Source organism: Leucobacter sp. USHLN154, from assembly GCF_037145595.1.
GTDB lineage: Bacteria > Actinomycetota > Actinomycetes > Actinomycetales > Microbacteriaceae > Leucobacter > Leucobacter alluvii.
This window is the reverse complement of record NZ_JBBCXF010000001.1, coordinates 877,230-889,441: the sequence shown is the minus strand read 5'-3', so window position 1 is coordinate 889,441 and position 12,212 is coordinate 877,230. Positions and strand designations below refer to the sequence as shown.

Sequence of the window (12,212 nt, the reverse complement as noted above, 5' to 3'; positions counted from 1 at the left end):
CCCGCCCCCCCCCCCGGGTGGGTTCCCCGTGGTGGCGTCCTGCGCCCTGCGCCCACCCCCCCCGCGGGCCCGCCCCGGGGGGCCCGCGGCGGGGGGGCCCCCCCCCACGACTCGCCGTGCCTCGCACGCACGAGTGGGCGCAGGCGATTCGTTCCGCGGAGCGGCTTCGTGGCTCCCTCGTGCCCTGCGGCCCGGGGCTCAGGCCCGTCGCCTGGCCGGAGACTCCGCGGGTGCGACTCGCCGCGCTCGCGCCCTGGCTGGGAGAGAAGTACGTCGCGATTGGGCTCACCGCTGCGTGGGTCTGGGGTACGGCGCGACACCCAGGAAGTCCGTTGAGATGCTCGACGATCGGGCGCAGACGTCCGCCCGCGAACCCCGCGCCCGGCATCGCCGTGCACGAGCACTCGCTCACACCCGACGATTTCATCCGCATCGGCGACGGGCGCGTGACGACACGGACGCGGACGCTGTGCGATCTCCTGCGATCGCCCACCCCGCTCACTCACGCCGAACGCGTCGCGTGTCGGCTCCTCCTCCTCCAGCATCCGGGCGGCACCCCTGCCATGCGAGCAGCCCTCGACGCGGGCGGCAGGCGATATCGGCGCATCGCCACCGCGCGGCTGCACGAACTCACCGGCTGCGACATCGGCGGAAGCGCACCGGCGCGCGCACCTGGATCGGACTAGTTCGTGATGCGGTACACGTCGTAGACGCCGTCGATGCGCCGCACGGCGTTCAGCACATGGTCGAGATGCGTCGCGTTCGCCATCTCGAAGACGAACTTGCTGATCGCCAGTCGCGAGCTCGACGTGTTCACCGACGCGGAGAGGATGTTGACGTGGTGCTCGGACAGGGTCCGCGTCAGGTCCGAGAGCAATCCGGAGCGGTCGAGCGCCTCCACCTGGATCTGCACGAGGAACACGCTCTTCGACGTCGGCGCCCACTGCACGCCGACCACGCGATCCTCCTGCTCCCGGAGAGTGATGAAGTTATGGCAATCGACGCGGTGCACCGAGACGCCCTGCCCCTTGGTCACGTATCCGAGGATCTCGTCGCCCGGAACGGGGGTGCAGCACTTCGCGAGCTTCGCAAGCACGTCCGATGCGCCGGCGACCACGACGCCGCTCGAGTCCGTGGTCTTCGGAGCGCGCGGCGCCTCGATGATCGGGAGCGTGGCGAGCGCCGGTTCGGTGGACGTCTGCTCGTCGAATACGAGCGCCGTCACCTTCTCCACGACCGACTGCGCCGATACGTGCCCCTCGCCGACCGCGGCGTAGAGCGCTGTCACGTCGAGGTAGCGCAGCTGCAGAGCGATCTGCTGCAGCGCCGATGAGTTCATCACCCGGTGCAGCGGCAGGCCCTGCTTGCGCAGCGCCTTCGTGATCTCGACCTTGCCGGTCTCGGCGGCTTCCTCGCGGCGCTCCTTGGTGAACCACTGCCGGATCTTGTTCTGCGCACGCTTGCTCTGCACGAAGCTGAGCCAGTCCTGATTGGGCCCGGCGTTCGGATCCTTCGAGGTGAACACCTCGACCACGTCGCCGTTCTGCAGAGCGGTCTCGAGCGGCACCAGCCGGCCGTTGACACGCGCTCCCATGGTGCGGTGACCCACTTCGGTGTGCACGGCGTAAGCGAAATCGACCGTCGTTCCGCCTTCGGGGAGACCGATCACCCGACCCTTCGGCGTGAAGACGTAGACCTCTTTCGCGCCGATCTCGTAGCGCAGCGCGTCGAGGAACTCGCTCGGATCCTCCGTCTCGGCCTGCCAATCGGAGATGTGCGCCAGCCAGGCCATGTCGTTCGACGACTGGCTCTGATTCTGCTGCCGCTGCTTGTACTTCCAGTGCGCGGCGACGCCGTACTCTGCACGCTGGTGCATTTCGACCGTGCGAATCTGGATCTCCACTGCACGGCCATCCGGGCCGATCACCGTCGTGTGGAGCGATTGGTACAGGTTGAACTTCGGCGTCGCGATGTAATCCTTGAAGCGACCCGGAATCGGCGTCCACCGTGCGTGCACGGCGCCCAGCACCGCATAGCAGTCTCGGATCGAGTTCACGAGGACGCGGATCCCGACGAGGTCGTAGATGTCGTCGAACTCGCGCCCGCGCACGATCATCTTCTGATAGATCGAGTACAGCTCCTTCGGCCGCCCCGTCACCTCGCCCCGAATCTTGGACTCGCGAAGGTCGCCCTCGATCGAACCGATCACCATGCCGACGAGCTCGTCACGCTGCGGGTTCCGCTGCTCGACGAGGTTCTGGATCTCGGCGTACAGCTTGGGCTTGAGGACTGCGAAGGACAGGTCTTCGAGCTCGGTCTTCATCGACTGGATGCCGAGTCGATGCGCGAGCGGCGCGTAGATCTCGATCGTCTCCTGCGCCTTGCGCTTCGCGGAGTCGCCCGAGACGAAGCCCCAGGTACGTGCGTTGTGCAGACGGTCTGCGAGTTTGATGACGAGCACCCTGATGTCTTTCGACATCGCCACGACCATCTTTCGCACGGTCTCCGCCTGCGCCGAGTCGCCGTACTTGACCTTGTCGAGCTTCGTGACGCCGTCGACGAGCATGGCGATCTCGTCGCCGAATTCCTCGGTGAGCTGGTCGAGCGTGTACTCCGTGTCCTCGACCGTGTCGTGGAGCAGCGCTGCCGCGATCACATTGGGTGCGATACCGAGATCAGCGAGAATCTGCGCCACCGCGATGGGGTGGGTGATGTACGGCTCGCCGCTCCGCCGCTTCTGCCCGCGGTGCGCGCGCTCGGCCACGGCGTAGGCGCGCTCGATGACCGTGAGGTCTGCGCGCGGATGGTTGCCGCGCACCGTGCGAATCAGTTGATCGACTGCGCCCGGGGCGCTCCCGCGGGAGAAAATTCTCGGCACGAGGCGCCGAAGCGCTGTCGTGCCGCTCGTCGTCGTATCTTGCGTTGCCACGGATCACCTCACTCGAATGGTTGAACGCTACACCCGGCGCGAGGCGCAGAGCAAAGCGAGTGGAACGGCCCTCGAGTACGACGAAGGCCGGAGCCCCTCGAAGCGGACGCAATGCGTCTCCTCGAAGGTCCCCGGCCTCATCTCTCGCGCTCCGGAAATCTACCGCGTGGAAGCGGCATCCGCCTCGTCGACGGCCGCCTCGGCCTCGGACGGTGCGCCGTCGCGCTCGCGCACGCGCAGCACCTTGGCGTCCCGCTTCTTGATGCCCGGCTCGCTCTCGCGAAGATGGGCATAGGCCGGCGATGCGATGAAGATCGTCGAGTACGCACCGACGAAAATACCGATGAAGAGCGCCAATGAGATGTCTCGCAGCGTTCCAGCGCCGAGCACGAAGGCGCCGATGAAGAGGATCGACGCCACCGGGAGCAGCGCGACGACCGACGTGTTGATCGAGCGCACGAGCGTCTGATTGATGCCGAGATTCACCGACTCGGCGAACGTCCGCCGATCATTCAGCTCGCCCGGCGCCGTATTCTCACGAATCTTGTCGAACACCACGACGGTGTCGTAGAGGGAGTACCCGAGAATCGTGAGGAAGCCGATCATCGCCGCCGGCGTGATCTCGAACCCGGAGATGCCGTAGATGCCCGCGGTGATCACCAGGTCGTGCAGCAGCGCGATGATCGCGGCCAGCGACATCTTCCAGGTTCTGAAGTAGATCGCCATCACCAGCGCCGCGAAGACGATGAAGACCAGCAGCGCGATCACCGCTTGACGCGTGATGTCTTGCCCCCATGCAGGACCGATGTACGAAGTCGTCACCTCCTCGACCGGCACGTCGTAGCTCCCGGCGATGGCCTCAGCCACGGCCCGGTCCTCGCCGTCGGAGAGGGCCTCCGTCTGCACCCGGATGTCGGTGGGTCCCACCTGCGACACACGTGGCACGCTCGTCGGCAGCACCTCCTGCACGGCGGCCTCGGCGATTGCGGGGTCGCGATCCTGCTCCTCCGAGAGGTGCACCTGGAACTGACTGCCTCCGGTGAACTCGATGCCGAACGTGAACCCGCCGCGCAGCAACGGGCCCGCAATCGAGATGATGATCAGCACGATCGAGATGACGTACCACGTCTTGCGGCGTCCGACGAAGTCGATCGACTTCTCACCGGTGTAGAGCGCGTTGCCGAACTCGGCGAATGAGCGAGCCATGGTCAGCTCTCCTTTCCGGCTGAAGCGTCGGCCATGAGGGCTTTGCGTTCGGCGATGGTCTGTCGTCGTGCGGCCTCGGCCTGGCTGCGGGAGTTCTTCTTCCCGGCGCCTCGAGTCGAGACCTCGGGCTCACGGAACTGCAGGCGACCTCGGTACACGGCGCCGAGCTTCTGCGGATCGAGACCGGAGAAGGGATGCCCGCCCTGGTAGAAGCGGGTCCTCGCGAGCAGCGTCATCACGGGGTGCGTGAAGAATGCGATGACGATGACGTCGACGAGTGTGGTCAGGCCGAGCGTGAACGCGAAGCCCTTCACGTTGCCGACGGCAAGAATGAAGAGGATGACTGCGGCGAGGAAGTTCACACCGTCTGAGGCGAGGACGGTGCGGAACGCCTTCTTCCACCCGTGCTCGACCGCGCTCTCGATCGAGAACCCATCGCGCAGCGCATCTCGGATGCGTTCGAAGTACACGATGAAGGAGTCCGCTGTGAATCCGACGGCGACGATGATGCCCGCGACGCCCGCGAGCGACAAGCGGTATCCCTGACGCCAGGAGAAGAACGTCAGGAGCAGATACGTCAGGACGCCGGCTATGACGAGCGAGGCGATCGTGAGCGAACCGAGCGCCCGGTATTGGAACGCCGAGTAGACGACGACCAGCAGCAGCCCGATCAGTCCTGCGAGCAGACCCGCGGAGAGCTGACTCGTGCCGAGGGTCGCCGAGATGTCTTCCTGGCTCTGCACGGTGAAGTCGATCGGCAGTGCGCCGAACTTCAGCTGGTCGGCCAGCGCGCTCGCGGATTCCTGCGTGAACTGCCCGCTGATCGAGGGGCGGCCGTCGAGGATCTGCGCCTGCATCGTCGGGGCGGAGAGCACTCGGCCGTCGAGCACGAAGGCGAACTGATTCTGAGGCTCGGGCGCGCCGAACAGACGGGTGCTGATCTTGCCGAAGGCCTCGGTGCCCTTCTTGTTCATCGTGATCTGGACCACCCACTCGCCGGTCGATGCGCCCGTCGATGTCGTGCCGACCTGAGCGACCGCGTCGGTGATCACGGAGCCGTCGAGCTCCACGGGTCCGAGGATGTACTTGGCGGCTCCCGTGTCGTCGCACGTGATCAGGGGGCGATCCTCCGGGGCGTTGCCCGCGTCGAGCGCGGCATCCGAGGAGCAGGTGAACGCGTCGAACTTCTCCTGCAGTGCCGGTGTGATCCAGGCGACGTCGCCCGCGCTCTCCGGAATCGACTCGGGGTCGAGGCTCTCGTCGTACGGCGCCTCGTCATCGGCCGCAGCGTCCTGCGAGGCGGCGTCCTCCGACGCAGCGTCCTCGGAACCCGCGTCTTCAGCGGTCTCGCCGCCCTCCGCGCCTGGCTCTGCCGTCGCTTCATCGACATTCGCGCCGATGCCGTAGGTGAGCACGGGTCGGAAATCCAGGTTCGCAGACGCTTCGATGCGCTGCAGCGTCGCCTCGTCGGCCTTGCCCGGGATCGAGACCGAGATGTTCTGGCTCCCCTGCGTCGTGATCTCCGCCTCGGAGACGCCTGCCGCGTCGACGCGCTGCCGGATGATCGACACCGCCTGCTGCAGCTGGTCGCCGGCCACCGCTTCGCCACCGGTCTGCTCAGCTGCGAGCAGTACCTGCGTGCCGCCCTGCAGATCGAGCGCGAGCTTCGGCGTCCACGTCGCGTTGCTGTTGAACACGCCGTACGCGATCAACCCAGCGAGACCGACGATGAAGACGAGAAGGAGGATGAGGGAACGACGTGCCCTCCGGACGGCGGGTGAAGACGCCAAGACAGACTGCTTTCTCTAAACGTGGAAGGGGATGGCCGCGGCGACGCCGCGGCCATCGGTTCAGGCCTTCGGGGCCGAGCCGTTTCCCTGTCCATCGACGTCGGTGTCATTGTCGCCTTCGCGACGGGGATCGGCTTCGGGCGCCGGTGCGACGTCGCCGGGGGCGAACGGGTCGGCGACCGGAGCCGCGTCGGTCGAGCTGAAGCGCTCCCCGAATGCGGGGTCGTCATCGGGCGCGAGCGCGGAGGATTCCGCCTCGACGGGCGCGTCGACCGGCGTGACGACCTGCGATACCGCGTTGCGGTGGACGACGAACGTCGAGGTGCCGCTGCGCAGCGTGACCTTGTTGTCCTCTTCGTCGATCGAATCGATCGTGCCGAAGATGCCGGACTGCAGCATGACCTCCGCACCGGGGCGAACGCTGTTCTGCAGCTCGAGCTGGGCGGCCTGGCGCTTCTTGCCGTTCCGGAACATGAAGAAGATCAAGAGCGCGATCAGCGCGAACATCACAATTGTGATCGGGTCCAGAGGCACAAGGGTCCTTTCAACAGGCGAATTCGTGCCTCTCCTGAGGCACAGATTCGATCAGTTTACCGGGTCGCCGCTGAGAACACCCCACGTTATTCTGCGGGGAGCCCCGGAGGCACCTTGCCCAGGTGCTCCCACCCCGCTCGAGTGGCCACCCGCCCGCGGGGAGTGCGGGAGAGCAGACCGGTGCGCACGAGGAACGGCTCCACGACCGCCTCGATGGTCTCGGCCTCCTCGCCGACGGAGACTGCGAGCGTCGAGAGCCCGACGGGGCCGCCGTTGAATCGCTCGACTACGGCGCTGAGCACTTCGCGATCCAGGCGGTCCAGCCCGTGATCGTCGACGTCGTACAGGGCGAGCGCCGCCTGCACGGTCGAGGTGTCCCCGGGCAGGTCGTGCACGAGGCCGTAGTCGCGCACACGCCGCAGGAGCCGATTCGCGATGCGCGGGGTGCCCCGCGACCGACGCGCGATTTCATCGACGCCGCTCTCCGAGAGCGCGAATTCGATGAGCTTCGAGGCGCGGCCCACCACCTTCGCGAGCTCATCATCCGAGTAGAACTCGAGGTGCGCGGTGAATCCGAATCGGTCGCGGAGCGGGTTCGGGAGCAGACCGGCTCGCGTCGTGGCCCCCACGAGCGTGAACGGAGAGAGTTCCAGCGGCACCGACGTCGCACCGGCCCCCTTGCCGACCATGATGTCGACCTTGAAGTCCTCCATCGCGAGGTAGAGCATCTCCTCGGCGCTGCGAGCCATCCGATGGATCTCGTCGATGAAGAGCACCTCCCCCGGCGTCAACGCCGAGAGCACTGCCGCGAGATCGCCAGCATGCTGAATCGCCGGCCCCGACGTCTGATGCAGCGGCTTCTCGAGCTCCGTTGCGACGATCATGGACAGTGTGGTCTTGCCGAGACCCGGGGGGCCGGCGAGCAGGATGTGGTCGGGCGTGTGCCGTCGCATGGTCGCCGCATCGAGCAGCAGCCCGAGCTGACGCCGCACCTTCGACTGACCGACGAACTCGGCCAGGCTCGTCGGTCGGAGCGCGCCTTCGTATCCCTGTTCGGCCGCCGTGGCCTGCGCGGAGAGCTCTCCGGTCACCGAACGCCTCGCGATCCTCGTCCGCTGCGACCCGCCTGCAGGAGCGCCAGTGCCGCCCTGAGCAGGCCTGCACTGTCATCCGACGCACCGGCATCTCGTGCGTCTTGCACGGCCTGGCCGGCCTCCGCCTCCCCCCACCCGAGGCCGACGAGTCCAGCGCGCACGCCGTCTGCGATGGCATCAGAGGGCGAGACGATGCCGGCAGCGGCCGGGCCGGATTCGAAAGCGAGGTGCGAGAGCTTGCCCGAGAGTGAGAGCGTGATGAGTTTCGCCGTCTTCGGCCCGATGCCCGACACCTTGCGAAACGGCTTCTCGTCGTCAGCGGCCACGGCCGCCGCGATCTCAGCCGGAGTGAGGGCCGAGAGCACGCCGAGCGCGCTGCGCGGGCCGACGCCCGAGACGGCGATGAGATGCCCGAACACGTCGAGTTCCGCCTCGGTGGCGAATCCGAACAGCGTCAGCGAGTCCTCGCGCACGATGAGCGAGGTCTGCAGGCGCAATTCGTCTCCGGGCAGAGCCGCGGCGGCCCGGCCGCTCGGCACTTCGACGCGCATGCCGAGCCCTCCGAGCTCCACGACGACCCAGCCGGCACCCGCAGCGAGCACGGGCCCGCGAATCGAAGCAATCACATCATCACCCTAGAAGACGGGCGCCAGTCGCGGGACTCGCCACACCGATGATTCGAACATATCTACGAAACCGCCCTCCGCGCCGTGCGAGCGGGGTCGCTCCTCGTGCGTGTCTCACCTGCAACACGCCGAGGAGTGACCCCGCTCGCGGCGGTCGACGGCGGTCGACGGCGGTCGGCTGCGATCGACGGCGGTCGGAGACGACCGGCAGTGACCGGCAGCGCGTCAGGCGGTGGCCGACGCGGCCACGCCTTCGCGGGCCCGGTTGCGAACCGCGCGGTTGACCGCGCTCACGATCGCCTCAAGCGTCGCTCGGCTCGTATCCGCGTCGATGCCGACGCCCCACAGGCGCTGCCCGTCGACCTCGAGATCGACGTAGGACGCCGCGACGGCGTCGCCGCCAGAGCTCATGGCATGCTCGACGTAGTCGAAGAGCGTCACGGAGTGCCCGGCCTCGTTCAGCGCGTTGAGGAACGCGTCGACCGGTCCGTTGCCGCGCGCGGTGAGTCGCTGATCCTCTGAGCCGACGCGGGAGTCCACGACGAGTTCGGTGACGCCGTCGCCGGCGCTCGTCGCCGATGTGCGGAACAGCTTGTACCGCCCCCACGTCTCGGCATCGTCGACCTGCGCCGGCAGATACTCGTCCTGGAAGATGCGCCAGATCTCGTCGCTCGACATCTCGCCGCCGGCGGAATCGGTCACGCTCTGCACGACCGAGCTGAACTCGATCTGCAGTCGCCGCGGCAGGTCGAGATGGTGGTCCGTCTTGAGCAGATAGGCGACGCCTCCCTTGCCCGACTGCGAGTTCACCCGGATCACGGCTTCGTACGACCGCCCGAGGTCCTTCGGGTCGACGGGCAAGTAGGGCACGGCCCACTCGATCTCGTCGACGCTCGTGCCGGCCGCCTCGGCGTCCCGCGCCATCCGCTCGAAGCCCTTCTTGATCGCGTCCTGATGCGATCCGGAGAATGCGGTGTACACCAGGTCTCCGGCCCACGGACTGCGCTCCGGCACCCGCAACTGGTTGCAGTACTCGGCGGTGCGACGCACTTCGTCGAGGCGCGAGAAGTCGATCTGCGGATCGATGCCCTGCGTGAACAGGTTGATGCCGAGCGCGACGAGGTCGACGTTGCCGGTGCGCTCGCCATTGCCGAAGAGGCACCCCTCGATGCGATCGGCGCCCGCCTGGTAGCCGAGCTCGGCTGCTGCGACCGCGGTGCCGCGGTCGTTGTGCGGGTGCAGCGAGAGAATGACGTTCTCGCGATGCGCGAGATGGCGGCTCATCCACTCGATCGAATCGGCGTACACGTTCGGTGTCGCCATCTCCACGGTGGCGGGGAGATTGATGATGACCTTGCGCTCCGGTGTCGGCTCGAGCACCTCGAGGACCTCGTTGCAGACCTCGACGGCGTACTCGAGCTCGGTACCCGTGTACGACTCCGGCGAGTACTCGTAAAAGACCTCGGTGTCGGCGCAGATGTGCTCGCTCGACCGGCAGAGCTTCGCACCGTCGACGGCGATCTGCTTGATGCCTGCGCGATCGGACCGGAACACGACGTCGCGCTGCAGGATGCTCGTGGAGTTGTAGAGGTGCACGATGGCGCGTTTGGCGCCGATGAGCGACTCGTACGTCCGCGTGATGAGGTGTTCGCGCGCCTGGGTCAGCACCTGGATGGTGACATCGCCCGGAATCGCGTCGTCTTCGATGAGGTGCCGCACGAAGTCGAAGTCGGTCTGGCTCGCCGACGGGAAGCCGACCTCGATCTCCTTGTACCCCATCTTGACGAGCAGATCGAACATGATGCGCTTGCGCTCGGGGCTCATCGGATCGATCAGGGCCTGGTTGCCGTCGCGCAGGTCGACGGCGCACCAGCGCGGCGCCTCCGTGATGCGCTTCGACGGCCACGTGCGATCGGGGAGATCGACAGAGATGATCTCGTGGAACGGGCGGTACCGGTGGGTCGGCATCCCGGAGGGCTGCTGCAGGTTCTGCATGGACTCGTCTTTCTCGTCGTGGTCTTGCTCAGCCAAACACGAACACCGCGACGAGGGAGGCCAGAGACTGATTAGTTCGAAGTCGAGGACTCGTCGCGGCAGCTAAGGAGAAGCGAGCCGAACAGCATGCCGCTCACTCTAGCAGCTGCCGCGCCGGTTCGTGCGGCGCTGTGCGCGGCGCACTGGCGTGCCCTAGCCTGATGCTCATGACCTCAGGCACTCGCACCTCCCGTCGCGTCATCGGCACCCTCGCGATCCTGGCGGCGGCTGCAGCATGGGCACTCCCTCATGCTGCGACTCCCGCGGCCGCAGACGTCTCCGACTTCTCGTATCGCAGTTGGGACGTCGCCTACGAGATCGACACGGACTCCGAGGGCCGCGCGGTCGCGGAGGTGACCGAGACGCTCGTGGCGGAGTTCCCCGACTTCGACCAGAATCGAGGGATCGTGCGAGGGCTGCCCGAGGATTACGAGGGCAGCCCGACCGACCCGTCCGATTTCTCGGTCACCGACGCGTCGGGTGCGCCGGTGCCCTTCGAGATCGAAGAGGACGACGGCTTCGTGGCGGTGCTCACCGGCGACGACCGGTTCGTCCGAGGCGAGCAGACGTATGTGATCTCGTACACGCTCCGAGACGTCGTGCTCGCCCGAGAGGACGGCGCCGCAGACGAATTCAACTGGGACCTCGTCGACTTCGAGCACGAGCAGCCGATCGGCAGCTTCAGCGCGACGGTCGGGTTCGGTCCCGGCCTCGCGGATCGCGTCAACGGCAACGTCCGCTGCTATGTTGGCGCGCCGGGGTCGACCGACGAGTGCGAGATCAGCCGCGCAGCGAGCGGTTCGGAGTACTCGGTCAGCGGAGTCGAACTCGGCGCCCGCGAGGGCGTGACCGTCGCCATCGGACTCGAATCGGGCGCGGTCGTGCAGCCGTCGAGCCGTTTGCCGAACTTCGCGCTCGACACGCTTCCCCTCCTCATCGGAGGCGGCGCCCTCGCTGCGGCAGGCGTCGCCGCCGGTTCGGCGATCCGCATGCGCAGTCGGCGAAAGTCGGGGCGAGGCACGGTGGTGGCGCAATACGACGTGCCCGACGCGCTCCCGCCGCTCCTGGCCGGCCCGACCGCGGGAGTCACGACGCCCTCGGCGCCTGCCCAGCTCGTGCATCTCGCGGTGCGCGGCACCCTGCGCATCGAGGACGGGGAGCCGGAGCAGGGGCTGTTCGGACCGAAAGATGCGCAGCCGGTGCTGCGTCTCGTCGATCCGGCCCGCACGGCGGATCCGCTCGATGCACGCGCTCTGCACGCGCTGTTCCCCGAGCCGACGCCCGGGGCCGCGTTTCCGCTGCCGAAGAGCGACGAGAAATTCGGCAAGCGCATGCAGGAGTTGCAGACCGAGGGGCGCAAGGCGGCGGAGTCTCGCGGGTACTTCGAGAAGGTGCACAGCCGCGCCGCCCGCCGATGGGGCTGGATCGCCGTCGCGCTCGTACTCGTGCTCGGCGGGTTCACGGTCGCGGCCTTCGCGTTGCGCGGGAACGCGCTCCCCGCGGTCTTCATCCTGATGGGCGTCGTGGCGCTCATCACGGCGCTGGCGTCGATCGTCAAGCAGCGCGTGTACACGCCACTCGGCGCCGAGACGCGCGAGTACCTGCTGGGAGTCCGGGAGTTCATCAGGGTCGCCGAGGCCGATCGGCTGCGCGTGCTGCAGTCGCACAGCGGCGCCGAGCGTCAGGCCGACGGCTCCGTCGATGTCGTGCACCTCTACGAACGGCTTCTGCCGTACGCGATGATCTTCGGCCTCGAGAAGGAATGGACTCGCGTGCTCCAGGTCGCGTACGAGGAGCGCAGCGGATACGTGCCGCTCTGGTACCCCGGGATCGGACTCGCCGGCGTCTCGTCGTTCAGCAGCACGATCTCGCAGTTCACGAACTCGTTGAGTTCATCGGTCAGCTACACGTCGAGCAGCTCGGGCGGGTCGACCGGTGGCGGATTCGCCGGCGGCGGTGGCGGCGGCGGATTCTCCGGCGGCAGGTGACGGACGGGCTG

Annotated in this window: 9 protein-coding genes; 2 read left to right on the top strand and 7 right to left on the bottom strand. The window is 67.4% G+C overall.

Annotated features, from left to right (window positions below):
- Window positions 1–230: 230 nt before the first annotated feature.
- The gene (locus WFH23_RS04135; RefSeq protein WP_336661656.1) at window positions 231–686 is read left to right on the top strand and encodes a hypothetical protein; all 456 of its coding nucleotides are present in this window, start codon (window positions 231–233) and stop codon (window positions 684–686) included.
- Here the strand turns inward: WFH23_RS04135 and WFH23_RS04130 are convergent.
- From WFH23_RS04130 to leuA, 7 genes are all read right to left on the bottom strand, one after another.
- Window positions 683–2,929, bottom strand: a complete 2,247-nt coding sequence (locus WFH23_RS04130; RefSeq protein WP_090148569.1) for a RelA/SpoT family protein — start codon at window positions 2,927–2,929, stop codon at window positions 683–685. The genes WFH23_RS04135 and WFH23_RS04130 overlap by 4 nt on opposite strands.
- 159 nt (window positions 2,930–3,088) lie before the next feature.
- On the bottom strand, window positions 3,089–4,135 hold the full coding sequence (secF, locus tag WFH23_RS04125; RefSeq protein ID WP_090148566.1) for a protein translocase subunit SecF: 1,047 nt from the start codon (window positions 4,133–4,135) through the stop codon (window positions 3,089–3,091).
- Between the two features lie 2 nt (window positions 4,136–4,137).
- Complete coding sequence (secD, locus tag WFH23_RS04120; protein WP_336661655.1) at window positions 4,138–5,925, bottom strand: protein translocase subunit SecD; 1,788 nt, start codon at window positions 5,923–5,925, stop codon at window positions 4,138–4,140.
- 60 nt (window positions 5,926–5,985) lie between these two features.
- Window positions 5,986–6,432 (bottom strand): preprotein translocase subunit YajC, encoded by a 447-nt coding sequence (gene yajC, locus WFH23_RS04115; RefSeq protein ID WP_249290704.1) that lies wholly within the window; start codon window positions 6,430–6,432, stop codon window positions 5,986–5,988.
- A 113-nt stretch (window positions 6,433–6,545) separates the two neighbouring features.
- Window positions 6,546–7,550 carry a Holliday junction branch migration DNA helicase RuvB gene (gene ruvB, locus WFH23_RS04110; protein ID WP_200329134.1) on the bottom strand — a complete coding sequence of 335 codons (1,005 nt, stop codon included), beginning with the start codon at window positions 7,548–7,550 and terminating at the stop codon, window positions 6,546–6,548.
- On the bottom strand, window positions 7,547–8,179 hold the full coding sequence (ruvA, locus tag WFH23_RS04105) for a Holliday junction branch migration protein RuvA (protein ID WP_336661654.1): 633 nt from the start codon (window positions 8,177–8,179) through the stop codon (window positions 7,547–7,549). Before ruvA ends, ruvB begins: the two co-directional genes overlap by 4 nt.
- 225 nt (window positions 8,180–8,404) lie before the next feature.
- Window positions 8,405–10,174 (bottom strand): 2-isopropylmalate synthase, encoded by a 1,770-nt coding sequence (gene leuA / locus WFH23_RS04100; protein WP_336661667.1) that lies wholly within the window; start codon window positions 10,172–10,174, stop codon window positions 8,405–8,407.
- Window positions 10,175–10,380: 206 nt separating this feature from the next.
- On the opposite strand from leuA, the gene WFH23_RS04095 reads away from it, so the two are divergent.
- Window positions 10,381–12,201: a DUF2207 domain-containing protein gene (locus WFH23_RS04095; protein WP_336661653.1), complete on the top strand. Its 1,821-nt coding sequence runs from the start codon at window positions 10,381–10,383 to the stop codon at window positions 12,199–12,201.
- The last annotated feature ends 11 nt before the right edge of the window (window positions 12,202–12,212 follow it).

What these genes read in the sequence shown, in the direction of transcription:
- yajC (WP_249290704.1), bottom strand. Translation starts at nt 6,432, where the DNA reads ATGTTCGCGCTGATCGCGCTCTTGATCTTCTTCATGTTCCGGAACGGC.
- leuA (WP_336661667.1), bottom strand. Translation starts at nt 10,174, where the DNA reads ATGCAGAACCTGCAGCAGCCCTCCGGGATGCCGACCCACCGGTACCGC.
- secF (WP_090148566.1), bottom strand. Translation starts at nt 4,135, where the DNA reads ATGGCTCGCTCATTCGCCGAGTTCGGCAACGCGCTCTACACCGGTGAG.
- WFH23_RS04095 (WP_336661653.1), top strand. Translation starts at nt 10,381, where the DNA reads ATGACCTCAGGCACTCGCACCTCCCGTCGCGTCATCGGCACCCTCGCG.